The 25,704-nt window shown below is 74.3% G+C and carries 26 protein-coding genes; 22 read left to right on the top strand and 4 right to left on the bottom strand.

Going from position 1 to position 25,704, the window contains the following annotated elements; genetic code table 11:
- Entirely contained in the window at positions 1–852 is an 852-nt protein-coding gene (locus tag KC207_RS03740; RefSeq protein ID WP_249138546.1) for a MaoC family dehydratase, read from the top strand.
- A gap of 6 nt (positions 853–858) precedes the next feature.
- On the opposite strand, the gene KC207_RS03735 is transcribed toward KC207_RS03740, so the two are convergent.
- Entirely contained in the window at positions 859–2,745 is a 1,887-nt protein-coding gene (locus KC207_RS03735; protein ID WP_211601541.1) for an alpha/beta hydrolase family protein, read from the bottom strand.
- A gap of 72 nt (positions 2,746–2,817) precedes the next feature.
- Between KC207_RS03735 and KC207_RS03730 the strand changes: the two genes are divergently transcribed.
- Positions 2,818–3,804: a phosphotransferase enzyme family protein gene (locus tag KC207_RS03730; RefSeq protein ID WP_211601540.1), complete on the top strand. Its 987-nt coding sequence runs from the start codon at positions 2,818–2,820 to the stop codon at positions 3,802–3,804.
- A 13-nt stretch (positions 3,805–3,817) separates the two neighbouring features.
- On the opposite strand, the gene KC207_RS03725 is transcribed toward KC207_RS03730, so the two are convergent.
- Positions 3,818–4,150 carry a hypothetical protein gene (locus tag KC207_RS03725; protein ID WP_211601539.1) on the bottom strand — a complete coding sequence of 111 codons (333 nt, stop codon included), beginning with the start codon at positions 4,148–4,150 and terminating at the stop codon, positions 3,818–3,820.
- A 493-nt stretch (positions 4,151–4,643) separates the two neighbouring features.
- On the opposite strand from KC207_RS03725, the gene KC207_RS03720 reads away from it, so the two are divergent.
- The 10 genes from KC207_RS03720 to pdxS all read left to right on the top strand — a co-directional run bounded on the left by KC207_RS03720 (position 4,644) and on the right by pdxS (position 13,845).
- Entirely contained in the window at positions 4,644–5,345 is a 702-nt protein-coding gene (locus KC207_RS03720) for a GOLPH3/VPS74 family protein (RefSeq protein WP_211601538.1), read from the top strand.
- A 117-nt stretch (positions 5,346–5,462) separates the two neighbouring features.
- Complete coding sequence (gene thrS, locus KC207_RS03715) at positions 5,463–7,445, top strand: threonine--tRNA ligase (RefSeq protein ID WP_211601537.1); 1,983 nt, start codon at positions 5,463–5,465, stop codon at positions 7,443–7,445.
- A 97-nt stretch (positions 7,446–7,542) separates the two neighbouring features.
- On the top strand, positions 7,543–8,028 hold the full coding sequence (locus KC207_RS03710) for a GNAT family N-acetyltransferase (RefSeq protein ID WP_211601536.1): 486 nt from the start codon (positions 7,543–7,545) through the stop codon (positions 8,026–8,028).
- Positions 8,025–8,855, top strand: coding sequence for an SDR family NAD(P)-dependent oxidoreductase (locus KC207_RS03705; RefSeq protein ID WP_249138533.1), 831 nt, complete (start codon positions 8,025–8,027; stop codon positions 8,853–8,855). Before KC207_RS03710 ends, KC207_RS03705 begins: the two co-directional genes overlap by 4 nt.
- Before the next feature lie 144 nt (positions 8,856–8,999).
- Positions 9,000–9,542 (top strand): HIT family protein, encoded by a 543-nt coding sequence (locus tag KC207_RS03700; protein ID WP_211601535.1) that lies wholly within the window; start codon positions 9,000–9,002, stop codon positions 9,540–9,542.
- Positions 9,543–9,573: 31 nt separating this feature from the next.
- Positions 9,574–10,188, top strand: coding sequence for a phosphatidylinositol phosphate synthase (pgsA, locus tag KC207_RS03695; protein WP_211601534.1), 615 nt, complete (start codon positions 9,574–9,576; stop codon positions 10,186–10,188).
- Positions 10,185–11,114, top strand: coding sequence for a phosphatidylinositol mannoside acyltransferase (locus KC207_RS03690; protein ID WP_211601533.1), 930 nt, complete (start codon positions 10,185–10,187; stop codon positions 11,112–11,114). The genes pgsA and KC207_RS03690 overlap by 4 nt, the downstream gene beginning before the upstream one ends.
- Positions 11,114–12,301, top strand: a complete 1,188-nt coding sequence (locus KC207_RS03685; RefSeq protein ID WP_211601618.1) for a glycosyltransferase family 4 protein — start codon at positions 11,114–11,116, stop codon at positions 12,299–12,301. Before KC207_RS03690 ends, KC207_RS03685 begins: the two co-directional genes overlap by 1 nt.
- Positions 12,298–12,897 (top strand): hypothetical protein, encoded by a 600-nt coding sequence (locus KC207_RS03680; protein ID WP_211601532.1) that lies wholly within the window; start codon positions 12,298–12,300, stop codon positions 12,895–12,897. Before KC207_RS03685 ends, KC207_RS03680 begins: the two co-directional genes overlap by 4 nt.
- A gap of 45 nt (positions 12,898–12,942) precedes the next feature.
- Positions 12,943–13,845 (top strand): pyridoxal 5'-phosphate synthase lyase subunit PdxS, encoded by a 903-nt coding sequence (gene pdxS, locus KC207_RS03675; RefSeq protein WP_211601531.1) that lies wholly within the window; start codon positions 12,943–12,945, stop codon positions 13,843–13,845.
- Positions 13,846–13,863: 18 nt separating this feature from the next.
- On the opposite strand, the gene kynU is transcribed toward pdxS, so the two are convergent.
- Entirely contained in the window at positions 13,864–15,102 is a 1,239-nt protein-coding gene (gene kynU, locus KC207_RS03670; RefSeq protein WP_211601530.1) for a kynureninase, read from the bottom strand.
- Positions 15,103–15,122: 20 nt separating this feature from the next.
- Positions 15,123–15,647, bottom strand: coding sequence for a GNAT family N-acetyltransferase (locus KC207_RS03665; RefSeq protein WP_211601529.1), 525 nt, complete (start codon positions 15,645–15,647; stop codon positions 15,123–15,125).
- 39 nt (positions 15,648–15,686) lie between these two features.
- Here KC207_RS03665 and pdxT point away from each other — a divergent pair, with 39 nt between their 5' ends.
- The 10 genes from pdxT (at position 15,687) to KC207_RS03615 (ending at position 25,680) form a co-directional block, all read left to right on the top strand.
- On the top strand, positions 15,687–16,307 hold the full coding sequence (pdxT, locus tag KC207_RS03660; RefSeq protein ID WP_211601528.1) for a pyridoxal 5'-phosphate synthase glutaminase subunit PdxT: 621 nt from the start codon (positions 15,687–15,689) through the stop codon (positions 16,305–16,307).
- A complete protein-coding gene (locus KC207_RS03655) occupies positions 16,304–17,059 on the top strand; it encodes a YebC/PmpR family DNA-binding transcriptional regulator (protein WP_211601527.1) in 756 nt (251 codons plus the stop codon). Before pdxT ends, KC207_RS03655 begins: the two co-directional genes overlap by 4 nt.
- Before the next feature lie 91 nt (positions 17,060–17,150).
- On the top strand, positions 17,151–17,663 hold the full coding sequence (gene ruvC / locus KC207_RS03650) for a crossover junction endodeoxyribonuclease RuvC (RefSeq protein WP_211601526.1): 513 nt from the start codon (positions 17,151–17,153) through the stop codon (positions 17,661–17,663).
- Positions 17,660–18,268 (top strand): Holliday junction branch migration protein RuvA, encoded by a 609-nt coding sequence (gene ruvA / locus KC207_RS03645; RefSeq protein ID WP_211601525.1) that lies wholly within the window; start codon positions 17,660–17,662, stop codon positions 18,266–18,268. The genes ruvC and ruvA overlap by 4 nt, the downstream gene beginning before the upstream one ends.
- Positions 18,265–19,383 carry a Holliday junction branch migration DNA helicase RuvB gene (gene ruvB / locus KC207_RS03640; protein WP_211601524.1) on the top strand — a complete coding sequence of 373 codons (1,119 nt, stop codon included), beginning with the start codon at positions 18,265–18,267 and terminating at the stop codon, positions 19,381–19,383. Before ruvA ends, ruvB begins: the two co-directional genes overlap by 4 nt.
- A gap of 145 nt (positions 19,384–19,528) precedes the next feature.
- Positions 19,529–19,807, top strand: a complete 279-nt coding sequence (gene yajC / locus KC207_RS03635; protein WP_211601523.1) for a preprotein translocase subunit YajC — start codon at positions 19,529–19,531, stop codon at positions 19,805–19,807.
- Positions 19,807–21,633, top strand: a complete 1,827-nt coding sequence (secD, locus tag KC207_RS03630) for a protein translocase subunit SecD (protein WP_211601522.1) — start codon at positions 19,807–19,809, stop codon at positions 21,631–21,633. The genes yajC and secD overlap by 1 nt, the downstream gene beginning before the upstream one ends.
- Positions 21,630–22,796: a protein translocase subunit SecF gene (gene secF / locus KC207_RS03625; RefSeq protein ID WP_211601521.1), complete on the top strand. Its 1,167-nt coding sequence runs from the start codon at positions 21,630–21,632 to the stop codon at positions 22,794–22,796. Before secD ends, secF begins: the two co-directional genes overlap by 4 nt.
- A 2-nt stretch (positions 22,797–22,798) precedes the next feature.
- Complete coding sequence (locus KC207_RS03620) at positions 22,799–23,338, top strand: adenine phosphoribosyltransferase (protein ID WP_211601520.1); 540 nt, start codon at positions 22,799–22,801, stop codon at positions 23,336–23,338.
- 20 nt (positions 23,339–23,358) lie between these two features.
- Positions 23,359–25,680, top strand: a complete 2,322-nt coding sequence (locus KC207_RS03615) for a RelA/SpoT family protein (RefSeq protein ID WP_211601519.1) — start codon at positions 23,359–23,361, stop codon at positions 25,678–25,680.
- Positions 25,681–25,704 lie beyond the last annotated feature (24 nt).

The following is a 25,704-nucleotide window of genomic DNA, read 5'->3' as shown; positions in this document are numbered from 1 at the left end:
ATGGCCGTCGAGACCCTGCCGGAGATCCCCGCCATGGGACCGCTGCTCGTCCGTGCCGCCGTCACCGCCCGCGGCCGGCACGGCGACGACGTGCCCGAGCGCACCCTGCGCGTCGAGGACGCGACCGTCGACCGCGCGCGCCTGGCCGCCTACCAGCGGATCACCGGCCACGACGTCGCCGACACCCTGCCCCAGGCCTACCCGTGGGTGCTCGCGTCCCCGCTGCAGACCGCGCTCATGGTCCGCCCGGACTTCCCGCTGGCCCTGCCGGGCCTGGTGCACCTGGAGAACCGGGTGACGACGCACCGCCTGCTCGACGCCGCCGACCCGCTGACCCTCGAGGCCTCCGCCGGGCCGCTCCGGGCGCACCGGCGGGGCCGGACGGTCGGCGTCCGGCTCACCGCCCACGTCGCCGGCGACCTCGTGTGGGAGAGCGACAGCGTCTACCTGGGCCGCGGTCGTGGCGACGAGGACACCGTGCGGACCGGCGGGCCACCGGACGCCCCGGAAGGACCGGCGCGCGCCGTGTGGCGCCTGCCCGAAAACCTCGGCCGGCGCTACGCCGCCGTGTCCGGGGACGTCAACCCGATCCACCTCCACCCGCTCACGGCCCGGGCCCTGGGGTTCCGCCGGCACATCGCCCACGGCATGTGGACGTACGCGCGAGTGCTGTCGGCGCTCGGTCGTGGCTCGCTCGGGCCGTCGACGAGCCGGGTGTGGTTCACGCGGCCCGTCGAGCTGCCGTCGACCGTGGAGCTCGTCGCCCGCACCGGGTCCGACGGGTCCGTGGCGGCGGTGCGCCCGGCAGGCGACCGGTCCCGCACGAGCGCCGTCGTCGTCCTCGAGGGCTGAGCGCGACTAGCCCTGCCCGAGCCGGAGCACCCGCGTGTAGAACGCCAGCTCGCGCTCCAGGGCGTCGACGAGGCTGTCCCGTCGGCGGAACCCGTGCCCCTCGCCGGCGTAGACCGCGAGCTCGACGTCGCGGCCGAGGGCGCGGACGGCGTCCGCCATCTCCTGCGCCTGCGCGAGCGGGACGACCTTGTCCTCGTCACCCTGGAGCAGCAGCAGCTCGCCGCGGAGGCGGTCGACGTGGTGCACGGGGGAGCGGTCGCGGTACACCTGCTCGCCCTCGGGAAACGGGGCGACCAGCCCGTCGGTGTAGCGGGACTCGAACTTGTGGGTGTCCCGCGCGAGCGCCGAGAGGTCGCCGATGCCGAAGAGGCTCGTCCCGGCGGCGAAGACGCTGCTCGTCGTCATCGCGCGGAGGACGACGTAGCCGCCGGCGCTGCCGCCCCGCACGGCGAGCCGGCTCCGGTCCGCGAGCCCCGCGCCGGCGACGGAGAGGGCGCCCGTGACGACGTCGTCGATGTCGACGAGCCCCCACCGGCCCCTCAGCCGCTCGCGGTAGGCCCGCCCGTAGCCGGTGCTGCCGGAGTAGTTGACGTGCAGGACGGCGAAGCCGCGCGTCGTCCAGAACTGCACCGCGCTCGCGTAGCCCGCCTCGGTCCGGCTCGTCGGGCCGCCGTGCGCCATGACGAGCAGCGGCGGCAGGTCACCGTCCGGGCCCGTGACTTCGCGCAGCCGCGGCCGGAAGAGGACGCCGTGCACCTCGTCGCCGCCGCCGTTGCGCCATGACCACGGCTCCGGAGGGGAGACCGAGGCCGGGTCCGGCACCTGCGCGGACGACGCCGCGAGCACGGGGAACGGACCGGGCAGCGGACCCCGGACGACCTCCGGCAGCGCGTCGACCCGGCCGCGCTTCATCGCGACGGTGCCGTCCGCCGCGACGAGGTGGTCGTGGGAGGCGCCGGGGTCCGGCAGGACCTCGACGGCGCCGGTGCGGGCGTCGAGCACCCCGAGGTCCTGGCCCTCGGCGGTCCACCACCGCACGAGGGCGCGGTCGGCGTCGAGCACGGCGTAGTCGTGCATCCCGAGCGACCACTGGGGTGCGGCGTGGTCGGCCTCGGCGTCGTGGACCGGCACCGGACCGGACCCGGTGTCACGGTGCAGCAGCCACCAGCCCGAGCCGTCCGCGACGAACCACAGGGCCCCGTCCGGCCCAAACCGGGGCTGCGCGACCGAGACCCCGGCACCGCCCGCGACGAGGACCGGGGGGCCGGCCCCGTCCGGCCCGAGCGGTGCCCGCAGCAGCCGGGTCGAGTCCCACGGCATGTCCGGGTGGTCCCACGCGACCCAGGCGATCGCCGAGCCGTCGGGCGCCACCGCGGGCCTCGAGACGAAGTCCGACCCGGTGGCCAGCACGACGCCGCCGTCCTCGTTCGGGCCGGCGAGGTCGAGGCGGACCAGCTCGTTGGCGGGCTCGGGCGACCGGGAGTGGTCCTCGCGGACGGCGTACACGTGCTCGCCGTGGAGGACGAGACCGCCGAAGCGCCAGGGCCCCTCGGGGGTGATGGCGACCGGCTCGCCCGCTCTGCTGTCGAGGCGGTGCACCCGGTCACCGGGGAGGGCGGAGACGACGACCGTGCCTCCGGCGACGGTGTACGCACCGCCGCCGTACTCGTGGACCCGGGAGCGGACGTTCCACGGCTCCGGCAGCACGTCGCGCGCCGCCGTGCCGTCGTGCCGGACGAGCGCCTGGCGACCGCCCTCCGCCGGTCGCGACTCGAGCCAGTAGGTGTCGCGGCCGTCGACCCGGACCTCGTCGAGGGTGCGCTGCCCGGCGGCCAGCGCGTCGGGAGTGACGGGTGAGGGCCAGGTGCCGTACGGGACCACGCGGGACGTCATGGCCCGCCACCCTAGGCGCCCGCCGGCGAAACCCCGTGGCGGCCCTCTGCCGTCCGGTGGTGGGATGACCCCGTGACGGACGACGAGTACGCCGCGCTGGACACCGACGCCCAGGTCGCCGTGCTGCGCGACGTCGCCGGACGGGCCGTCCCGCTCTTCGGCCTCGACGTCGGGTCGCTGGACCTCGTGCTCCACGGCTTCAACACGACGTTCGCCCTCGTCACCCCGGACGGGGAGCGTGCGGCGGTGCGGGTCAACACGAACTCGCTCGCCCGGCCGGAGCACATCGCGGCGCAGCACGCGTGGCTGCACGCCGTCACGACCGAGACCGACGTCCGGGTCCCCGACCCCTACCGCACCCTCGACGGCGAACCGTTCGCCACCGTCCGCGAGGGTGGGGGCGAGCACCGGGTCGTCGTCACGTCCTGGCTCGACGGCCCCGACGTCGAGGACTGCGACACCGAGCAAGCCGTCGCGCTCGGGCGCGCGATGGCGGCGCTCCACGAGCACGCCGAGGGCTGGACCCTCCCGCGGGGGGCCGCGCTGCCCTCCTTCACGGGGCCGCTGCTCGGCGACGAGGACCGGCTCTCCGACACCTCCCTCCTGGACACCGCCGGGCACGACGTCGTCGAGGAGGCGATGCGACGGGCCCGCGCGGTGTTCGAGGACCTGCCCGGCCCTCGGCTCGTCATCCACGGGGACCTCCACGGTGGGAACCTCAAGTGGCACCAGGGGCGCCTCGCGGTGTTCGACGTCGACGACGCGGGGATCGGGACCCCGGCCCTCGACCTCGCCGTCGCGACCTTCTACGTGCGCGACGCGCCGTCGGTCGAGGAGGCCCTGCGGGCCGGGTACGCCGGCCGTGCACCGCTGCCGGTCGTCGACGCGGCCGCCTTCGAGACCCTGGTGGCGTCCCGGCAGCTGCTCCTCGCGAACAGCCTCCTCACCTCGAGCACCGCCGAGCTGCGGGCCATGGCTCCCGAGTACGTGCACCGCACCGTCGAGCGGCTGCGGTACTGGCTGGACGCGGGTCGGTTCCTCCTGGACCCGCCCGGCTGACCGGCGCGCGGTATCACCGGCGGGCGCGCCGCCTCCTCCTCCACGACCGGTCGGGGCCGTCGGGGGGGAGCACATCATGGGTGTCGGGGTCGAGCTGGAGTCGGTGCTGTGCGAGCGGGAGACCTCCTCCGGTCGTCACGCCCGGGTGCGCGCCCGACGACGACGGCGGGGGTCGGACGAGGTGGCGCTCTTCGTCGCCGTCCACGACGCGGAGTCCGGAGGGCTGCTCGCGACGTCCCGCTGGATCAGGACCGGCGTCGACGACCACGAGCTCCACGTCGTCCGGCAGACCGTCCTGCCGGCCGACGGCTCGGCGGGGTCGGTGGCCGTGACCCTCGTCGGCCACGAGATCGACGGACGGGGCTCGACGGCGACCCTGGCCGAGGAGAAGTTCGCGGGGTTCCGCGACGCGGTGAGCCTCGGGGACCGGGGGACGGCGCTCGGTCGGGGCCGGGCACGCACGGCCGCGCGGGTCCTGCTCGTCCCACCGTTCGTGCGGCGCGTCCTCCGGGACGACGTCGTCGTGCTCGACCACCTCGTCGTCGCGGACACCGACCTCGACGGCCCCGGACTGCCGGAGCCGACGTGGACCTCCGCGGGGGAGACCGTCCCCGGTCTGTCCGTCGAGGGCACCTGGGAGCGCACGACCCGCGCGCTGCGGGCGACCCGGGTCCACCGGGCGCGGGCCGAGGACTCGGTCTACCGGGTCCGTTCGCCTTCTCGCGCTGACCCTCCGACGCCGGAGGGACAGGCCACCCGACGTGACGGGGATGCGCCCGGCCCCGCCCCGGTGGTGTGCTGGTGGGGCCAGCGTCCGCCGACGATCCCGGGAGCCCGCCATGGACCGCACGATCACCGAGGAGTACCTGCTCCTCGTCCTGGACCGCGGCTCCGGGCGGCTGCCCGCCGACCCCGTGGGCATGCGGGTGGCGACGAGCGGTGCGGTGCTCGCGCAGGCGGTACTGGACGGCGGGCTCGTGCTCGAGCACGACGGCGAGGCCGCGCGCCTCGTCGCCACGGGGGCCGGACCGGCCCGGTCGGCGGAGGTCGCCGAGGCCGTCGCCCTCGCCGACGGCCACCTGCCCAAGGACGCCGTCTCCCGGATCGGGGGGATCGGGGCCTGGAGCGACCGGGCGGGGGTGCTGCGGCGCCGCGCCGTCGAGGGGCTGGTGGCGGACGGGGTGCTCCGGAGGGCCGACCGGCGGGCGCTCGGGGTCTTCCCCGTCCGGCGGCTCGAGCTCGCCGACGCGGGGCCGGCCGACGACGCGCTCGAGCGGGTCCGGGCGGCCGTGGCACCCGGGGGTCCGGAGTCCGCGGAGGCCCGTACGGTCGCCCTCGTCGCTCTCCTCGGGGCGACGGGCCGGCTGCACCCCCTGCTGCCCGGACGGACCGCGGACGAGGCCCGGCGCCGTGCGGAGGAGGTCGCGGACGGCGACTGGGCGGCTCCCGCGGTGCGTGCCGCCGTCCGCGAGGTCCACGCCGTCCTCGTGACGACGGCGGTCGCGGCCGTCGTCACCGGGTCCGTCGTCGCGGGCGGCTGACCCCGTCGCCGGCGGAGGGGCCCGCGAAACCGCCGCGACCCCCTCGGCCACCGGTCGCTAGCATCGTCGGGGCGTCGGACGTCGGCGCCGCACCCCCCTTTCCGAGGAGCACAGGCCATGCCCGCGCAGATCACCGTCCACGTCGCCGGAAGCGAGCGATCGGTGGACGCGGGCACGACGTACGCCGACCTCTTCGAGGGCGACCGGGCGGTGCTCGTCGCCCGGGTCGACGGCGAGCTGCGCGACCTGCACCTCGAGGCCGGCGACGGCGAGGCGGTCGAGCCCGTGACCGCCGCCGAGCAGGACGGGCTCGAGGTGCTGCGCCACTCGGCCGCCCACGTCCTCGCCCAGGCGGTCCAGCAGCTGCGCCCCGACGCCCGGCTCGGGATCGGTCCGCCGGTGCGCGACGGCTTCTACTACGACTTCGACGTCGACGAGCCGTTCACCCCCGAGGACCTCAAGGCCCTCGAGAAGGCGATGCAGCGGATCGTCAACGAGGGACAGACCTTCCGCCGACGCGAGGTCAGCGACGCCGACGCCCAGGTCGAGCTGTCCGGCGAGCCGTACAAGATCGAGCTCATCGGGCTCAAGGGCGGGGGCGCCGACGACGCCGCCGAGGGCGCGGCCGTCGAGGTCGGCGGCTCCCAGCTGACGATCTACGACAACGTCCGACGCGATGGCAGCGTCGCCTGGGGCGACCTGTGCCGGGGGCCGCACGTGCCGTCGACGAAGGTCCTCGGCAACGCCTTCAAGCTCATGCGCAGCGCGGCGGCCTACTGGCGCGGCTCGGAGAAGAACCCGCAGCTCCAGCGTGTCTACGGCACCGCGTGGCCGAGCAAGGACGAGCTCAAGGCGTACCTCGACCGGCTCGCCGAGGCCGAGAAGCGCGACCACCGCAGGCTCGGAGCGGAGCTCGACCTCTTCTCCTTCCCCGAGGTGCTCGGGGCCGGCCTGCCGGTCTTCCACCCCAAGGGCGGCGTCGTCAAGCGCGAGATGGAGGACTACGTCCGGCAGCGGCACATCGAGGAGGGCTTCTCCTACGTCGGCAGCCCGCACATCTCGCGCGAGGAGCTCTTCTACACCTCCGGGCACCTGCCGTACTACGCCGACGGGATGTTCCCGCCGATGGACGTCGACGGGCAGAACTACCGCCTCAAGGCGATGAACTGCCCGATCCACAACCTCATCTACCGCTCCCGCGGCCGGTCCTACCGCGACCTGCCGATGCGGCTCTTCGAGTTCGGGACGGTCTACCGCGACGAGAAGTCCGGGGTCCTGTCCGGCCTGACCCGGGTGCGGATGATCACCCAGGACGACTCGCACTCGTACGTGACGAAGGAGGACGCCCCGGGCGAGGTGCGCCATCTCCTCGACTTCGTCCTGTCGCTGCTGCGCGACTTCGGCCTCGACGACTACTACCTCGAGCTGTCGACCCGCGACGACAGCAAGCCGGACAAGTTCATCGGCTCGGACGAGCAGTGGGACGAGGCGACCCGGATCCTCGAGGACGTCGCCACCGCCTCCGGCCTCGAGCTCGTCCCCGACCCCGGCGGCGCGGCGTACTACGGCCCGAAGATCTCCGTCCAGGCCCGCGACGCCATCGGCCGGACCTGGCAGATGTCGACGATCCAGTACGACTTCAACCAGCCGGAGCGGTTCGGCCTCGAGTACCAGGCCGCCGACGGCAGCCGGCAGCAGCCGGTGATGATCCACTCGGCGAAGTTCGGTTCCATCGAGCGGTTCGTCGGGGTCCTCGTCGAGCACTACGCCGGCGCGTTCCCGCCCTGGCTCTCCCCGGTCCAGGCCCTCGGCATCCCGGTCGCCGACGAGTTCGCCCCCTACCTGGAGGACGTCGTGGGGGAGGCGCTGCGGGCCGAGGGGCTGCGCTACGAGGTCGACACCTCCGACGACCGCTTCCCGAAGAAGATCCGCACGGCGAGCAAGTCCAAGGTGCCGTTCGTGCTCATCGCGGGCGAGGACGACCGCTCCGCCGGTGCGGTGTCCTTCCGCTTCCGCGACGGGTCGCAGAAGAACGGCGTCCCGCTCGACGAGGCGGTCGCCGAGATCGCCGCCGCCGTCCGGGACAAGCGCCAGGTCTGACCACCGATGCCCCGGGAGACCGGTGGTCGTCCGGGGCCGCACCCTCGGCGGCGCCCTTTCCCGCACCGGGTCGGCCCCGATGGGCCATGCTGGACGCGTGCAGACCTCCCGTGACGTGCGCCTCCGCGAGGCGGTCCCGACCGACGCGTTCTCCGTGGCGGCCCTGCACATCCAGGACGAGCGCGAGCGGGGACACGTCCCGGCCGCCGGCTTCCTCGACCGGTTCGCCGACGCCTGGCTGCGCGACCGGGCCCGTCGGACGTGGCTCGCCGAGGAGGTCGAGGGTCGTCCCGTCGGGGTGCTGCACGGCACCCGCGTCCAGAAGCTGCCGAGCGCGCACCGACCCGCCGACGCGTGGTTCCACGTGAGCTTCCTCTACGTCGCGGTCGACGCGCGGGGCCACGGGCTCGGGGAGCGGCTCCTGCGGACCCTCGTCGGCTGGGCCGCCTCCGACGGTGTCGGCCGCGTCCAGCTCACCGCGGTCCCGCAGGCCCGGACCCTCTACGAGCGGGTCGGCCTCGGCGCGCCGGACGAGCGCCTCATGGAGCTGCGTCTCGGTCGCCCGAGCGGACCGTCGGCGTGAGCGGCGTGACCGGCGCATCGGGAAGGGGTCGTGGCGTCCTGGTCACGGGCTCCTCCCGGGGTGTCGGGGCCGCCGTCGCTCGGGCCTTCGCCCGGGCGGGTGACCGCGTCGTCGTCCACCACAGCGGCGACCGCTCCGCCGACCGGGCCGAGGCGGTCCTCGCCTCGCTCGACGGCGAGGGCCACGGCCGGCTCGCCGCCGACCTCGCCGACCCCGAGGCGGTCCGCCGGCTCGCGGACGACGCGGCCGACCTGCTCGGGCGGGTCGACGTGCTCGTCAACAACGCGGCGCTCATCGTCCCGCCCGGGGGAGGGGGCAGCCGTCGCGGCGACCACCCGCTCGACGCGACGGGCTGGGAGGACTGGGTCGCCGTCTGGCGCGCCACGCTCGCGACGAACCTCGAGGGGCCGGCCCACCTCACGTGGTGCGTCGCGCGCCGGATGGTCGAGGTCCCGCCGGCCGACGGCGTGCCCGTCGGACGGGTCGTCAACGTCGGCAGCCGCGGCGCGTACCGCGGGGAGCCGGACATCCCCGCGTACGGCGCGAGCAAGGCCGGTCTGCACGCCTTCGGCCAGTCGATGGCCGTGCACCTCGGCCGCCACGGCATCGCCGTCACCTCGATCGCGCCGGGGTTCATCGCGACGGACATGGCCGGGTACGCCCTCGCGGACGAGGACGCGGCCGCGGCGACGCGGGCCCAGAGCCCGTTCGGCCGGGTCGCGACGCCGGAGGAGGTCGCGGAGGCCGTCCTGGCCCTCGCGGCACCGGGCGCGGAGTGGGCCTCCGGTGCGGTGCTCGACTTCAACGGGGCGAGCCACCTGCGCTGACCCCGGGCCCCGCCACCCGTCGAGATCGGGCAACACGCAGGAGCGAGGGCGCGGGAGTCCACGTGTTGCCCGATCTCGACGGCGCCCTCGGGTGGTTCCGGGCCGGACCGGGGCCCGGTGCGTCCGGCCACCTAGGATCGGGACATGGCCGAGACCGAGGACCCCGCCGACTTCGTCGGGGAGCCCGACGGCTTCGACCGGCTCTGGACCCCGCACCGGATGGTCTACATCGAGGGGGACCGGCCCGACCCGGACGGCGGGACGGGGTGCCCGTTCTGCGCCGCGCCGGACAAGGACGACGCCGAGGGGCTCGTCGTGCACCGCGGTGAGCACTGCTACGTCGTCCTCAACCTCTTCCCGTACAACCCGGGGCACGTGCTCGTCTGCCCGTACCGGCACGTCGCGCGGTACGTGGACCTCACCGACGACGAGACGGTGGAGTTCACCGCCCTCACGAAGGCCTCCGTGCACGCGCTCGAGGCCGCGTCCGCGCCGATGGGCTTCAACCTCGGCATGAACCAGGGCGAGGTCGCCGGGGCCGGGGTCGCAGCCCACCTGCACCAGCACGTCGTGCCGCGCTGGGGTGGCGACAGCAACTTCCTGCCGATCATCGCCCGCACCAAGGCGCTCCCGGTGCTGCTCGAGGACGTCCGCACGCGGCTCGCCGCGCACTGGCCGCACGGCTGAGCCGGCCCCGCCCCACTACGCTGGTGCCGCCATGCTCAACCGTTACGCGCGCGCCTTCTTCACGAAGGTCCTCACCCCCGTCGCCGCCTTCCTCCTCCGCCTCGGCGTCAGCCCCGACGTCGTGACGATCGTCGGCACCCTCGGGGTCGCCGCCGGGGCGCTGGTCTTCTACCCCCGGGGTGAGCTGCTCGTCGGCACCCTCGTCATCACCGCCTTCGTCTTCTCCGACACCGTCGACGGGATCATGGCCCGCCGGCTCGGCCGCTCCAGCCGCTGGGGGGCCTACCTCGACTCCACGCTCGACCGGGTCGGCGACGCCGCGATCTTCGGCGGGCTCGTCCTCTGGTACGCCGGGGACGGCGACGAGACGGTGATGGCCACCCTGGCGCTCGCCTGCCTCATCCTCGGCAGCGTCGTGTCGTACGCGAAGGCCCGTGCCGAAGGGCTCGGCATGACGGCGAACGTCGGGATCGCCGAGCGCGCCGACCGGCTCGTCGCGGTCCTCGTCGCCACCGGGCTGACGGGGCTCCTCGGGCTGCCGACGGCCTTCCTCGGCGTCGTCCTCGGGCTGCTGGCCGTCGCGAGCCTCGTCACGGTCGTCCAGCGCGTCCTCGTCGTGCGCCGGCAGGCCCTGGACGCGGGGTGAGCCCGGCGGCGCACCGGCTGCGAGACGCGCTCGTCGTCGCCGGCTACCGGGTCGGGTGGACCGCGGTCCGCAGGCTCCCCGAGCGGGCGGCCCTGCGGCTGTTCGACGCCGCCGCGGACGTCACCGTCGCCCGCGGCGGCGCGGCCCGGCTGCGGGCCAACTACGCCCGGGTCCGGCCCGACCTCGACGACGCCGCGCTCGACGCGCTCGTGCGCGAGGGCATGCGGCGGTACCTGCGTTACTTCTGCGAGGCCTTCCGGCTGCCGGACCTGGACCGCCCGGCCATCGACGCGCGGGTGCGGATGGAGCACGACGACGAGGCCCGGGAGGTGCTCGACGCGGGTGGCTCGGTCGTCTGCTTCCTCGGCCACCTCGGCAACTGGGACCTCGCCGGTGCGTGGGGGACCCTCAACCTCGGACCGGTGACGACGGTCGCCGAGCGGCTCGAGCCGGAGGAGGTCTTCGCCGAGTTCCTCCGCTTCCGCGAGTCCCTCGGGATGACGATCCTGCCGCTCACCGGTGGGCCCGAGGTGTTTCCCGCGCTGCGCGAGGCGGCACGCCGGCAGGGCGTCATCCCGCTGCTCGCCGACCGCGACCTCACCCGCCGCGGCGTCACGGTCCGGCTCTGCGGGAGTCCCGCGCGGATGGCCCCGGGCCCGGCCGCCCTCGCCCTCGCCGAACGACGACCGCTCTACCCCGTCTCGGTGCGCCACGAGCGCCGCGGCCGGGGATGGGGGATCGTCGTGCGCTTCCACCCCCGGGTCGAGCCGCCGACGTCGGGCACGACCCGCGAGAAGGTCGTCGCGATGACGCAGGGCTGCGCCGACGCCCTCGGCGAGGCGATCCGCGAGCACCCCGCCGACTGGCACATGCTCCAGCGCGTCTTCGTCGAGGACCTCGACGACCGGGCGACGGGAGCGGCGTGATGCGCATCGGCATGGTCTGCCCGTACTCCTTCGACGTCCCCGGCGGCGTGCAGTTCCACGTCCGCGACCTCGCCGAGGTCTTCCTCGACCAGGGCCACGAGGTCTCCGTGCTCGCCCCGGCCGACGACGACGAGCCGCTCCCGCCGTACCTCGTCTCGTGCGGGCGGGCGGTGCCGGTGCGCTACAACGGCTCGGTGGCGCGCCTCACCTTCGGCCCGGTCACCTCCGCCCGCGTCGGGCGCTGGCTGGAGCACGGCCGCTTCGACGTCCTGCACCTCCACGAGCCGGTCACGCCGTCGGTCTCGCTCATGGCGCTCTGGGCCGCCGAGCAGCCGGTCGTCGCGACGTTCCACACCTCGACGACCCGGTCCCGGGCCATGCACGCCGCCCAGCCGCTGCTGCGCCCCTCGCTGGAGAAGATCCACGCCCGGATCGCCGTCTCGGAGGACGCGGCGCAGACCGTGCGCAGCCACCTCGGCGGGGACACCTACATCATCCCCAACGGCGTCCACGTCGAGCGGTTCGCCCGGGCCGGCCGCGTGCCCGCCTGGCAGGGGACGCCCGCCGCTCCGACGCTCGCCTTCCTCGGCCGGGTCGACGAGCGGCGCAAGGGGCTCGCCGTCGCGCTGGCCGCGATGCCGCGGGTCCTCGACGCCCACCCCGGGGCGCGGCTGCTCGTCGCCGGCCCGGGGGACGCCTCCGAGACCCTGCGCCACGCCGACCCGCGCGCGAGCGCGGCGACCGAGCTGCTGGGCCCGGTGAGCGACGGGGACAAGGAGTCGCTCCTCGCCTCCGTCGACGCCTACCTCGCGCCGCACCTCGGCGGCGAGAGCTTCGGGATCGTCCTCGTCGAGGCGATGGCCGCCGGGGCACCCGTGCTCGCCTCGGACCTGCCGCCGTTCCTGCGGGTGCTCGACGACGGACGGGCCGGGGCGACCTTCCCCGTCGGCTCCGCGGACGGCCTCGCGGACGCCGTGCTCGACGTCCTCGGCGACGGCTCGGTCCGCGAGCGGCTGCGGGCCGCCGGCCGCGCGCGGGCACCGCTCTTCGACTGGACCGGCGTGTCCGGCCAGGTGATGGCCGTCTACGAGACGGTGCGCGCGGGGGCGGACGCGGCGCCGCCGGAGCGGGCCCGGCTGTGGGGCCGTCTCGTCCGGGGCGGGGCCGGGACCGGGGCGGAGCGATGAGCGAGTCCGGCGTCGACGTCCTGCAGACGGTGACCCTCGTGGTCATCGTCCTCATCGGGGTCGCCTGGTACCTGTCCTACAGCGCCGCGCGGCTCGACCGCCTGCACGCCAAGGTCGAGGGCTCGATGTCGGCGCTCGACGCCCAGCTCGTGCGGCGGGCCGAGGCGACCCTCGAGCTCGCGAACAGCGGCACCCTCGACCCGGCGACGGCCCTCCTCCTCGCCGACGCGGCGACGGCCTCGCTCGAGCGCACGACGGAGCTCCCCCACGAGGACGACCTCCTCGACGGACAGCACTTCGGCGACCGCGAGGACACCGAGGGGACCCTCACCGAGGTGCTCGGGCTCACCCTCACCCCGCCCGTCGTCGCCGAGCTGCGCGGTCGCGGCGACGGGCTCGTCGACGACGCCCTCGACCGGATCGCCGCGAGCGCGCTGCGGGCCCGGATGGCCCGCCGGTTCCACAACGCGGCGGTCCGCGAGGTGACCCGGGTCCGCGGCAAGCGGGTCGTGCGCTGGTTCCGGCTCGCGGGACATGCGGACCTGCCGCGCCGGGTGGACTTCGACGACGACCTGCCCGAGGCCCTCGTCCGCTGACCGGGCCGGTCGGAGGCGCCCGCCCCGCGGTCCTACAATCGCGGCATGACCGACCAGCACAGCACGTCCGGCACCGGCACGACCCGCGTCAAGCGGGGGATGGCCGAGATGCTCAAGGGCGGCGTCATCATGGACGTCGTCACCGCCGAGCAGGCCCGCATCGCCGAGGACGCCGGCGCCGTCGCCGTCATGGCGCTCGAGCGGGTGCCCGCCGACATCCGGGCCCAGGGCGGCGTGTCGCGGATGAGCGACCCGGACATGATCGACGGCATCATCGAGGCCGTCTCGGTCCCGGTCATGGCCAAGGCCCGGATCGGGCACTTCGTCGAGGCCCAGGTGCTCCAGAGCCTCGGCGTGGACTACGTGGACGAGTCCGAGGTCCTCACGCCCGCCGACTACGCGAACCACATCGACAAGTGGGCCTTCACCGTCCCCTTCGTCTGCGGCGCGACCAACCTCGGCGAGGCGCTGCGCCGGATCACCGAGGGCGCGGCGATGATCCGCTCCAAGGGCGAGGCCGGCACCGGTGACGTGTCGAACGCGACGACCCACATGCGCTCGCTGCGCAAGGAGATCAACCGGCTGCGCTCGATGGAGCCCGACGAGCTGTACGTCGCCGCGAAGGAGCTGCAGGCGCCGTACGACCTCGTCAAGGAGGTCGCCGAGACCGGGAAGCTGCCGGTCGTCCTCTTCACCGCCGGTGGCATCGCCACCCCCGCCGACGCCGCGATGATGATGCAGCTCGGCGCCGAGGGCGTCTTCGTCGGCTCGGGGATCTTCAAGTCGGGCAACCCCGCGCAGCGCGCGGAGGCCATCGTCAAGGCGACGACCTTCCACGACGACCCGGACATGCTCGCCAAGGTCTCGCGCGGCCTCGGCGAGGCGATGGTCGGCATCAACGTCGACGACGTCCCCCAGCCGCACCGTCTGGCCGAGCGCGGCTGGTGACGCCCGGGCGGCCGCCCGTCAGGTGACGGTCGTGCGGGTCGCGTGCTCGGGCCGGCGGTGCTCCTCGGCGTCGAGGACCGCGCGCAGCTGCTCGGCCGCCCGCAGCACGTCGCCGTGGGTGAGGTACATCGGCGAGAACCCGAGCCGGACGATGTCGGGCTCCCGGAAGTCACCGACGACGCCACGGGCGATGAGCGCCCGGACGACGCCGTACGCCTCCGGATGGCGCAGGCTCACCTGCGAGCCGCGCCGGTCGGCCTCGCGCGGCGTGGCGACCGACACCTCGGGGACGAGGGCGTCGAGGCACTCGAGGAAGAACCCGGTGAGGGAGAGCGACCGGGCCCGAAGGTCCGCGACCGCCACCCCGTCGTAGGCGCGCAGGGCCGCCTCGAGGGCGAGCATCGACAGCAGCGGCGGCGTGCCCACCCGTCCGCGGGACACCCCGGGGGCGGGGGCGAAGTCCGGGGCCATCGCGAAGGGCGTGGCGTGGCCGTTCCAGCCGGCGAGGGGCTGGTCGAAGTCGTCCTGGTGGCGCCGCGCGACGTAGAGGAACGCCGGCCCGCCCGGCCCGCCGTTGAGGTACTTGTAGCCGCAGCCGACGGCGAGGTCGACGGCGTGCTCGTCGAGGCCCACCTCGAGCACGCCCGCGGAGTGGCACAGGTCCCAGCAGACGAGCCCGCCGACGTCGTGCGCCGCGCGGGTCAGCGCCGGGAGGTCCCACAGCTCGCCGGTCCGGTAGTCGACCGAGCTGTAGGAGGCGAGGACGAGGTCGTCGCCGACCTCCCGCACCCGGGCGACGGCGTCGGCGGGGGAGACCCGCTCGACCCGCAGCCCGGCGTCGCGGGCGGCGGCCTCGGTGACGTACAGGTCGGTCGGGAAGGAGTCGGGGTCGGTGAGCACGACCGAGCGGCCCGGCCGCATCCGCGCTGCCGCGACGACGGCCTTGTAGAGGTTCACGGTCGTGGAGTCGGTGCACACGACCTGACCCTCGCCGGCGCCGACGAGGGCGCCGATGCGGTCACCGACCCGGGTCGGCGCCTCCCACCAGCCCTCGTCGTTCCAGCTCGCGACGAGCTGTCCGCCCCACTGCCGCTGGACGACGTCGGACACCGCCTCCGCGACGCCCACCGGAAGTGCGCCGAGCGAGTTGCCGTCGAGGTAGGTGACGCCCGCGGGGAGCCGGAACCGGCCCCGCAGGTCGGTCGCGGCGTGGGCGGCGTCGAGGTCTCGGGCACGGTCCGGCAGCGCTGACGTCATGGGACGGAACCTACCGACAGTCAGCCCGCGGGCGGCAGCGCCATGAGCAGGACCGGGTCCTGGTCCTCGGGCAGCCACACCGGTCGCGCCTCTCCGACGACCTGCCACCCGCGCGCCCGGTACACCTCCGAGGCGTCGGTGTGGGTCCGGACGACGTCCAGGACCGGCATCCGGCCGAGCTCGCGGCACCGGTCGGTCACCGTGTCCATGAGCCGCCCGCCGACCCCGCGGCCGCGGACCGCGGTGGCGACGAAGAGGACCGCGAGGACGGCGAGCCGGTCCGCGGGCAGCCCGGTCCCGCGCTCCCACCCGTCGGTCTCCGGGCCCGGGGACGGCTCGAGCACCGAGGCGTGCCCGACGACCTCGTCGCCCCGCGTCGCCACCCACGCCCCGAGCTCGCCGGGACGGACGAGGAACTCCTCGACGGGGAACGGCAGGGGCCAGCGCAGGGGGTAGTGCGAGCGCGGCTGCTGCTCGGCGAGCACCCGGGCGAGGAGCGGGAGGTCCTGGGCCCGCCGCTCCCGCACCTCCACCCCGTCACCCACGGGCGCCAGGCTAGCCGGGCCGCCCGTAGAGTCGCGTCCGTGACCACCACCCCGACCGTCGGAGTCCTCGCCGTCCAGGGCGACGTCCGCGAGCACGTCGCCGCCCTGGAGCGCGGGGGCGGCCGGGCGGTCACGGTCCGGCGCCCGGCCGAGGTCGAGGCCGTCGACGCGATGGTCCTGCCGGGCGGGGAGTCGACGACGATCGACAAGCTGCTGCGGGCCTTCGACCTGCACCAGCCGATCCGGGACCGGATCGCGGCCGGCATGCCGGTCTACGGCTCGTGCGCCGGGATGATCCTCCTCGCCGACCGGCTCGCCGACGGCGCGGCGGGGCAGCAGACGCTCGGCGGGATGGACGTCCTCGTCCGGCGCAACGCCTTCGGGCGGCAGGTCGACTCCTTCGAGGAGGACCTCCACATCCGCGAGGTGGGTGGCGAGCCGGTCCGGGCGGTGTTCATCCGCGCCCCGTGGGTCGAGGAGGTGGGGGAGTCCGTCGAGGTCCTCGCCCGCGTGGAGCACGGACCGGCCGCGGGTAGGATCGTCGCCGCGCGGCAGCGTGACCTGCTCGTCACCGCCTTCCACCCGGAGGTGACCGGCGACCACCGGGTCCACCAGCTGTTCGTCGACATCGTGAGACAGAGTCTGAGGGAGCGTTCATGAGCGGCCACTCAAAGTGGGCGACCACCAAGCACAAGAAGGCGGCGATCGACGCCAAGCGCGGCAAGCTCTTCGCCAAGCTCATCAAGAACATCGAGGTCGCCGCCCGCACCGGCGGCGGCGACCCCGCGGGCAACCCGACGCTCTACGACGCCATCCAGAAGGCCAAGAAGTCGTCGGTGCCGAACACGAACATCGACAACGCCGTCAAGCGCGGGTCCGGGGCGACCGCAGGCGGCTCGGACTGGGAGAACATCACGTACGAGGGCTACGCCCCCGGCGGGGTCGCCGTCCTCATCGAGTGCCTCACCGACAACCGCAACCGGGCCGCCGCCGAGGTGCGCACCGCGCTCACCCGCAACGGCGGGCAGCTCGCCGACCCGGGGTCGGTGTCCTACGTCTTCGACCGTCGCGGCGTCGTCATGGTGCCGAAGTCGGAGAAGTCCGAGGACGAGCTCCTCGAGATCGTCCTCGAGGCCGGCGCCGAGGAGATCAACGACCACGGCGACGCGTGGCAGATCGTCAGCGAGGCCACCGACTTCGTCGCCGTGCGCTCCGCGCTCCAGGAGGCCGGCGTCGACTACGACTCCGCCGAGGCGTCGTGGGTCCCGAACCTCCAGGTGCCGCTGGACGCCGACGGCGCCCGGAAGATGATCCGCGTCGTCGAGGCTCTCGAGGACTCCGACGACGTCCAGGACGTCTTCGCCAACGGCGACGTCCCCGACGACGTCCTCGCCGAGCTCGACGAGGACTGACCCGGCGGGCGTGTCGCACGGCGACCCGCCCCGGCCGCTGCCGTACGTTGGGTCCCGAACACGTGTTCTAACCGGATCCCAGGAGTCTCCCGTGCGCGTCCTCGGTGTCGACCCCGGTCTCACCCGCTGCGGTCTCGGCGTCGTCGACGGTCGCCCCGGGCGGGCCTCGCTCGTCGCCGTCGGCGTCGTGCGCACCCCCGTCGCGGCAGAGCCGGGGGACCGGTTGCTCTACCTCGAGCGCGAGATCGAGCGGTGGGTCGAGCGGTACCGCCCGGACGTGGTCGCCGTCGAGCGGGTCTTCGCCGACGTCAACGTGCGCTCGGTGATGTCGACCGCCCACGCGACCGCCGTCGCCCTCCTCGTGGCCGCGCGCCGGGGGACCCCCGCGGTCTTCCACACCCCGACCGAGGTGAAGGCGGCGGTCACCGGCAGCGGCCGCGCCGAGAAGGCCCAGGTCGGCGCCATGGTCGCCCGGATCCTCGGGCTCGACGAGGCGCCCCGGCCCGCCGACGCCGCCGACGCCCTCGCCCTCGCCGTCTGCCACGCCTGGCGCGGGGCGCAGACGAGCCGCCTCGCTGCCCTCGCGGACGGGGCCCGCTCGTGATCGCCTCGGTGCGCGGGGTGGTCGAGCACGTCGGCCTCGACCACGTCGTCGTCGTGGTCGGGGGCGTCGGGATGCTCGTGCACACGACCCCCGCCACCGCGACGACCTGCCACCGGGGGCAGGAGGCCGCCCTGGCGACGAGCCTCGTCGTGCGCGAGGACTCGCTCACCCTCTACGGCTTCGCCGCGACCTCGGAGCGGGACATGTTCGAGACGGTGCAGACGGTCTCGGGCGTCGGTCCCCGGCTCGCCCTCGCGATGCTCTCGGTCATGGGTCCGGACGAGCTCGCCGCCGCCCTGACCCGGGGCGACACCAAGGCCCTCACGACGATCCCCGGGATCGGGGCCAAGTCGGCGCAGCGGCTCGTCCTCGAGCTCAAGGACAAGGTGGCGGCGATCCACGGGACACCCGTCGCCGGCGCCGGGACCCCGCCCCCCTCGTCCTCGGCCGAGCCCTGGCGCGAGCAGGTCACGGAGGCCCTCGTCGGGCTGGGCTACACCGCCAAGCAGGCCGGTGACGCCGTCGACGGGGTCGCCGGCGACGCCCCGGCCGACGCCGACGTCGCGACCTACCTGCGTCTCGCGCTGCGGGGGCTGCGCCGATGACGGCCGGCGACGCGAGCGGGTTCCGGTCCGAGGTGCACGAGGCGGACGGGTCGTGGGACGCCACCGCCCGGGTCGTCGACGCCGAGGGCGGCGAGGACGAGCGGGTCGTCGAGGCCGCGCTGCGTCCCCGCCGGCTCGCCGACTTCCCCGGCCAGCCGCGGGTGCGCGACCAGCTCGGCCTCGTCCTCGAGGCGGCGCGCCGCCGCGGCAGCCCGCCGGACCACGTCCTGCTCTCCGGGCCGCCCGGTCTCGGCAAGACGACGCTCGCGATGATCGTCGCCGCCGAGCTCGAGCGCCCGATCCGGGTGACGTCCGGCCCGGCGATCCAGCACGCCGGGGACCTCGCGGCCGTCCTGTCCAGCCTCGACGAGGGCGAGGTGCTCTTCCTCGACGAGATCCACCGGATGAGCCGGGCCGCGGAGGAGATGCTCTACCTCGCGATGGAGGACTTCCGCGTCGACGTCGTCGTCGGGAAGGGGCCGGGCGCCACGGCCATCCCCCTCGAGCTGCCCCCGTTCACCGTCGTCGGCGCCACGACCCGCGCCGGGCTCCTCCCCGCCCCGCTGCGGGACCGGTTCGGGTTCACCGGGCACCTCGACTTCTACGCCACCGACGACCTCGTGACGATCCTGCGCCGGTCGGCCGCGCTGCTCGACGTGGAGGCCGACGACCCGGGCGTCGCCGAGATCGCGGGCCGCTCCCGGGGCACCCCGCGGATCGCGAACCGGCTGCTCCGACGGGTCCGCGACTGGGCCCAGGTGCACGGCGAGGGGGTCGTCGACCGGCACGCCGCCCGCGAGGCCCTCGCCCTCTTCGACGTCGACACCGCCGGCCTGGACCGGCTCGACCGCGCCGTCCTCGAGGCGCTGTGCCGGCGGTTCGGCGGCGGGCCCGTCGGCGTGTCGACGCTCGCGGTCGCCGTGGGCGAGGAGAGCGACACCGTCGAGACCGTCGCCGAGCCCTACCTCGTGCGCGAGGGCTTCATGGTGCGCACCCCGCGCGGCCGGGCGGCGAGCCCCCGGGCCTGGCAGCACCTCGGTCTCACCCCGCCGGTGGACGCCCCGGCCCAGGCCGTGCTGCCGATCGACGACGGAGGACCGGGGCGGCTGGGCTGAGGGCCGCCGCGGCACTCCGGGCGCACCTGCTTCGTTGGTGAGGTGTCCGGCTCTCGCCTAGAGTGGGCCCTCGGCCCGGGCGCGTCCGGGCCGATCCGCTGCCCGGTGACCCGGGCGACCCGTTTCCGTGAAGGACCTTTCTGCGATGTCTGACGGCTCCGGCTCCGGCCTTGCCTACGTCCTGCTCCTGGGACTCCCGTTCCTCCTGATCGTCTGGATGTTCTTCACCCAGCGGCAGCGGACCAAGCAGGTGCAGGCCCTCCAGGACTCGCTGTCGGTCGGTGACGAGGTCGTCACCACCTCCGGGCTCTACGGGACGATCGCCGCCGTCGACGACGGGGTCGTCACGCTCACCGTGGCCGAGGGCGTCACCGTGCGGTTCGACCGGCGCGCGATCGGCATGCGCACCGGAGAGGCGGCCTGATGGCCTCCGCCACCCCGAAGACCCTGGCCCGCCGGGCGCTCATCGGCATCACCGTCCTGACCGTCGTGCTCGGCGGCCTGCTCGGCGGGTCGATCGTCTGGGGGAGCGGCGAGCCCACCCCCAAGCTCGGCCTCGACCTCGAGGGCGGGACGCAGATCATCCTCGAGCCCCAGACGAGCGAGGGCCAGGACGTCACGACCGAGCAGCTGAACCAGGCGCGCGACATCATCGTCCAGCGCGTCGACGCGGGCGGGGTGTCCGGCGCCGAGGTGACGACCCAGGGTGACCGCAACATCGTCGTGAGCATCCCGGAGATCCCCACCCAGGAGGTGCGGGACGCGATCAGCCGCTCCTCGCAGATGCAGTTCCGCCCCGTGCTCCAGGTCGCGAGCGGGGTGCCCGTCCCGACCCCGTCCCCGAGCGAGGGCGGCGAGCCGGGTGCGAGCCCGTCGCCGAGCGCCTCCTCGTCGGCCTCCGAGGGCGGGGACGCCGAAAGCGGGGACGCCGAGGCGTCCCTGACGCCCGAGCCGTCCGCGACGAGCAACAGCGCCCTCAACGAGGTCCTCACCGCGGAGTCCCCGACCCCCTCCGGCTCCGACGAGGCCACCCCGAGCCCGTCCGGCTCCGACGAGGCCACCCCGAGCCCCGACGCCACGAGCGGGACCGGCGAGCCGCAGGACGCGACGTCGCTGGAGTGGGTCACCCCCGAGCTGCAGCAGCAGTTCGACGAGCTCGACTGCACGAACCCCGACGCGATCCCGACCGAGGCCGCCGACCCGACCCAGCCGCTCGTCACGTGCGGCGACGACCTCGGCAAGTACATCCTCGGCCCCGTCGTCGTCTCCGGTGCCGACATCGACGACGCGACGGCCGGCTACCGCGCCAACCAGCAGGGCGTCCTCACCAGCGACGTCGAGATCGCCCTGTCCTTCTCCAGCGAGGGCAGCGACCGCTACGCCGACATCAGCCGGCAGATGGTCTCGCTGCCCCCGCCGCAGAACCAGCTCGCCACGGTCCTCGACGGGCGGGTCATCGTCGCGCCGCAGTTCAACGAGGCCATCCCGAACGGGCAGGCGAGCATCACCGGCGGCTTCACGCTCGACGGTGCCCAGGCCCTCGCCGACCAGCTGAAGTTCGGTGCCCTGCCGCTGTCGTTCCAGGAGCAGTCGAGCGTCGACATCAGCCCGACGCTCGGCAGCGAGCAGCTGCGCTACGGGTTCGTCGCCGGGCTCATCGGCCTCGCGCTCGTCGTCGTGTACTCGCTCTTCCAGTACCGGGTGCTCGGCTTCGTCACGGTGGCCTCGATCGTCGTCGCGGCGCTGCTCACCTACCTCGCGATCACGATCCTGGGGTGGGCCGAGAACTACCGGCTCGACATGGCCGGCATCACCGGGCTCATCATCGCCATCGGGTTCACCGCCGACTCGTTCATCGTGTACTTCGAGCGGATCCGCGACGAGCTGCGCGACGGCAGGTCCCTCGCGGCGGCCGTCGAGACGGCGTGGGACCGGGCCAAGCGGACGATCCTCATCGCCGACGCCGTCAACGTCCTCGCGGCGCTCGTCCTCTACGTCCTCGCGAGCTCGAGCGTGCGGGGCTTCGCCTTCACGCTCGGCCTCACGACGGTCATCGACATCATCGTCGTCTTCTGGTTCACCCACCCGCTGCTCACACTGCTCGCCCGGCGGAAGTTCTTCCGCGAGGGCCACCCGTGGTCGGGCCTGGACCCGAACCGGCTCGGTGCCTCCGCCGCCCGGTACGTCGGCCGAGGGAGGTTCGTGCCCCGCTCGCAAGGCGTGCGCGAGCCCGAAGGGAGCCACGCATGAACACCGATCTCGCACGGTTCGGCAACGACCTTTACACCGGTCGCCGCTCCATCCCCGTCATCAGCCTGAGCAAGCGGTTCTACGCCGCCTCGGTCGTCCTGTTCCTCGTCGCCGCCCTCGGCCTCGTGACCCAGGGGCTCAACCTCGGCCTCGAGTTCCGCGGCGGCTCGGAGTTCCGTGTCGCGACCTCCTCGGCCCCCGAGGACTACGAGCAGACCGCCCGCGAGGCCGTCGGTGCCGCCGAGGGCGACCGCGGCGTCAACGTCACCCTCGTCGGCACCGACACGGTCCGGGTGCAGACCCAGTCGCTCGGCGACACCGAGGCCCAGGACGTCCGCGGCTCGCTCGCCGAGGCGTTCGGCGTCGCTCCGGACGACGTGAGCGCGACGACCATCGGCCCGTCGTGGGGCCAGTCGGTGAGCCAGGAGGCGCTGCGCGCCCTCGCGATCTTCCTCGTCGGAGTCGTCGTGATGCTGAGCATCTACTTCCGCAACTGGAAGATGGCGGCGGCCGCGCTCTTCGCCCTCGCGCACGACCTCTTCATCACCGTCGGGATCTACGCCCTCGTCGGGTTCGAGGTGTCCCCGGCGACGCTCATCGGGTTCCTCACCGTCCTCGGCTACAGCCTCTACGACACCGTCGTCGTCTTCGACAAGGTCCGGGAGAACACGAACGAGGCCTTCCGCACCGGCCGGGTGACGTTCGCCCAGGCGGCGAACCTCGCCGTGAACCAGACGATCGTGCGCTCGATCAACACGACCGTCATCGGCGCCCTGCCGATCGCCGCCGTGCTCGTCGTCGGGTCGCTCTTCCTCGGCCCCGGCGTCCTGCTCGACCTCACCCTCGTGCTCTTCGTCGGCCTCGTCGTCGGTGCGTACTCCTCCCTCTTCATCGCGACGCCGTTCCTCGTGACGCTGCGGCGGAACGACCCGCAGGTGCTCGAGCTCGCGAAGCGGGCGAGGACCTGGGAGGAGCGGGTCGAGAAGCGCGACGCCCTCGAGTCCGCGCAGGCCGCCGAGCGCGCGGGCGAGCCGGTGCCGGCGGGGGCCGCCGGGACGGGCGAGCGCACCGAGGGCTCGACGGTCACCGGCCGCTCGGTCCACCAGTACGCCCGGGGCGGGCCGCGCAACCAGCCGAAGCGCCCGCCGAAGTCCAAGCGCTGACCGTGGCCGACGCGCGGCCCCCGGTCGCCGGCGTCGTCGCGGCGCACGTCCGCGACGTCCCGGACTTCCCGCAGCCCGGGGTCGTCTTCAAGGACCTCACCCCGCTCTTCGTGGCGCCGGAGGCCTGGGACCGGGTGCTCACCGCCCTCGCGGACGGTCGGCACGGCGAGGTCGACCTCGTCGCCGGGGTCGAGGCGCGCGGCTTCGTCGTGGGCGCCGCTCTGGCGCGCGTGCTCGGCACCGGCTTCGTCCCCGTCCGCAAGGCGGGCAAGCTCCCGGGGGACGTCGTCGCCGCGACCTACGGCCTCGAGTACGGCGAGGCGACGATCGAGGTGCAGACGGGTGCCGTCCCGGACGGCTCCCGGGTCCTCCTCGTCGACGACGTCCTCGCGACCGGGGGCACTGCGGTCGCCGCGTGGGACCTGCTGGAACGGGTCGGCGCACGGGTCGTCGGCTTCGACGTCGTCGTCGAGCTCGGGCTCCTCGGGGGGCGCGACCGGCTGGGCGTCCGGCCGGTGAGGTCCCTGCTCACCGTGGGGTGAGCCCCGTCTAGACTCCCGTCATGGCGGACCACACGACGACGACGGCGGGGACGCCGCCGCCGTCCGGGGGGTCCCGGGCCCGGGCCCGGGCCGCGCTGGCGCGCGTCGGGCGCACCAAGGGGGCGAGCATCCCCGTCCTCGAGCCGCTGCTCCAGGTCGTCCGCCAGACCCACCCCAAGGCCGACGTCGCGATCGTCGAACGCGCCTACGCCGTCGCCGAGCGCGCCCACGAGGGGCAGAAGCGGCGCAGCGGCGACGACTACATCACCCACCCGCTCGCGGTGACGACGATCCTCGCCGAGCTCGGCATGACCCCGACGACGCTCGCGGCCGCGCTGCTCCACGACACCGTCGAGGACACGGCGTACAGCCTCGAGGCGCTGCGTCGGGACTTCGGCGACGAGATCGCGATGCTCGTCGACGGGGTCACCAAGCTCGACAAGGTGACGTACGGCCAGGCCGCCCAGGCCGAGACGGTCCGCAAGATGATCGTCGCGATGGCGCGCGACATCCGGGTCCTCGTCATCAAGCTCGCCGACCGTCTCCACAACGCCCGCACGTGGCGGTACGTCTCCCAGGAGAGCGCCCAGCGCAAGGCCAAGGAGACGCTCGAGATCTACGCCCCGCTCGCGCACCGCCTCGGCATGAACACCATCAAGTGGGAGCTCGAGGACCTGTCGTTCCAGGCCCTCTACCCCAAGGTGTACGACGAGATCGTCCGGCTCGTCGCCGAGCGCGCCCCGGCACGCGAGGAGTACCTCGCCGAGGTGCGCGACGAGGTCGGGTCGGACCTGCGCGGGGCGAAGATCAAGGCGACGGTCACGGGGCGTCCGAAGCACTACTACTCCGTGTACCAGAAGATGATCGTCGGGGGCCGCGACTTCGAGCAGATCTACGACCTCGTCGCCGTCCGCGTCCTCGTCGACACCGTCCGCGACTGCTACGCCGCGCTGGGGGCCCTGCACGCCCGCTGGAACCCGGTGCCGGGGCGGTTCAAGGACTACATCGCGATGCCCAAGTTCAACATGTACCAGTCGCTGCACACGACGGTCATCGGACCGGGCGGCAAGCCGGTGGAGATCCAGATCCGCACCCACACGATGCACCGCCGCGCCGAGTACGGCGTCGCCGCGCACTGGAAGTACAAGGAGGACCCGAAGGGTGGCGGGTCCCCCGGGGCGCGGGTCGAGGACGGCCAGACGGGCCCGGTCAACGACATGGCGTGGCTGCGCCAGCTGCTCGACTGGCAGAAGGAGACGGCCGACCCGGGGGAGTTCCTCGAGTCGCTGCGCTTCGAGATCACCGCCTCGGAGGTGTACGTCTTCACCCCGAAGGGCCAGCTCGTCGGGCTGCCCGCGGGCGCGACCCCCGTCGACTTCGCCTACGCCGTCCACACCGAGGTCGGCCACCACTGCATCGGGGCCCGCGTCAACGGCCGGCTCGTCCCGCTCGAGAGCCGGCTCGACAACGGGGACCTCGTCGAGGTGCTGACCTCGAAGGCGGACTCCGCCGGACCGTCGCGCGACTGGCTCGGGTTCGTCCGTTCGGCACGGGCCCGGAACAAGATCAAGCAGTGGTTCACCAAGGAGCGGCGCGAGGAGGCCATCGAAGAGGGCAAGGAGGCCCTCGCGAAGGTGCTGCGCAAGCAGGGCCTGCCGATGACCCGGATGATGTCGCTGGAGTCCCTCACCGGCGTCGCCGAGGAGCTGCGGTTCAACGGGATCGACGCGCTCTACGCCGCCGTCGGCGAGGGCAACGTCTCGGCCCAGCACGTCGTCTCGCGGCTCGTGGCGTCGGTCGGCGGCGAGGAGGGCGCGAGCGAGGACATCGCCGAGGCCGCCAGCCCCGACCTCTCCCGCCCGTCCCGCCGGCGGCACGGCGACCCCGGGGTCGTCGTCAAGGAGATGTCGGACGTCTGGGTCAAGCTCGCCCGGTGCTGCACCCCGGTCCCCGGCGACGACATCCTCGGGTTCGTCACTCGCGGCAACGGCGTCTCCGTCCACCGCCGGGACTGCACGAACGCCGACTCGCTGCTGGCCCAGCCCGAGAAGATCATCGACGTCGAGTGGGCCCCGACCGCGGGGAGCATGTTCCTCGTCCAGCTCCAGGTCGAGGCCCTCGACCGCTCACGCCTGCTGTCCGACGTCACGCGGGTCATCTCCGACCACCACGTGAACATCCTCTCGGCGTCGGTGCAGACCTCCCGCAACCGGGTCGCGGTGCTGCGGTTCACCTTCGAGATGGGCGACCCGGGGCACCTCGGCCACGTCATCCGCGCGGTGCAGAGCGTCCCCGGTGTCCTCGACGCCGAGCGGGTCACCGGCGGACGGCGCGACGCCTGAGGGCCGCCCGCCGCCGACCCTGCC

This window comes from Phycicoccus avicenniae, from assembly GCF_018139485.1.
Classification (GTDB): domain Bacteria; phylum Actinomycetota; class Actinomycetes; order Actinomycetales; family Dermatophilaceae; genus Phycicoccus; species Phycicoccus avicenniae.
This window is presented reverse-complemented; position numbering and strand designations above follow the sequence as displayed.

Excerpts from the sequence above, each read along its gene's own strand:
- KC207_RS03740 (WP_249138546.1), top strand. The coding sequence starts at position 1 with ATGGCCGTCGAGACCCTGCCGGAGATCCCCGCCATGGGACCGCTGCTC.
- KC207_RS03735 (WP_211601541.1), bottom strand. The coding sequence starts at position 2,745 with ATGACGTCCCGCGTGGTCCCGTACGGCACCTGGCCCTCACCCGTCACT.
- KC207_RS03720 (WP_211601538.1), top strand. The coding sequence starts at position 4,644 with ATGGACCGCACGATCACCGAGGAGTACCTGCTCCTCGTCCTGGACCGC.
- thrS (WP_211601537.1), top strand. The coding sequence starts at position 5,463 with ATGCCCGCGCAGATCACCGTCCACGTCGCCGGAAGCGAGCGATCGGTG.
- KC207_RS03700 (WP_211601535.1), top strand. The coding sequence starts at position 9,000 with ATGGCCGAGACCGAGGACCCCGCCGACTTCGTCGGGGAGCCCGACGGC.
- pgsA (WP_211601534.1), top strand. The coding sequence starts at position 9,574 with ATGCTCAACCGTTACGCGCGCGCCTTCTTCACGAAGGTCCTCACCCCC.
- KC207_RS03685 (WP_211601618.1), top strand. The coding sequence starts at position 11,114 with ATGCGCATCGGCATGGTCTGCCCGTACTCCTTCGACGTCCCCGGCGGC.
- KC207_RS03680 (WP_211601532.1), top strand. The coding sequence starts at position 12,298 with ATGAGCGAGTCCGGCGTCGACGTCCTGCAGACGGTGACCCTCGTGGTC.
- pdxS (WP_211601531.1), top strand. The coding sequence starts at position 12,943 with ATGACCGACCAGCACAGCACGTCCGGCACCGGCACGACCCGCGTCAAG.
- kynU (WP_211601530.1), bottom strand. The coding sequence starts at position 15,102 with ATGACGTCAGCGCTGCCGGACCGTGCCCGAGACCTCGACGCCGCCCAC.
- KC207_RS03655 (WP_211601527.1), top strand. The coding sequence starts at position 16,304 with ATGAGCGGCCACTCAAAGTGGGCGACCACCAAGCACAAGAAGGCGGCG.
- ruvB (WP_211601524.1), top strand. The coding sequence starts at position 18,265 with ATGACGGCCGGCGACGCGAGCGGGTTCCGGTCCGAGGTGCACGAGGCG.
- yajC (WP_211601523.1), top strand. The coding sequence starts at position 19,529 with ATGTCTGACGGCTCCGGCTCCGGCCTTGCCTACGTCCTGCTCCTGGGA.
- secD (WP_211601522.1), top strand. The coding sequence starts at position 19,807 with ATGGCCTCCGCCACCCCGAAGACCCTGGCCCGCCGGGCGCTCATCGGC.
- secF (WP_211601521.1), top strand. The coding sequence starts at position 21,630 with ATGAACACCGATCTCGCACGGTTCGGCAACGACCTTTACACCGGTCGC.
- KC207_RS03615 (WP_211601519.1), top strand. The coding sequence starts at position 23,359 with ATGGCGGACCACACGACGACGACGGCGGGGACGCCGCCGCCGTCCGGG.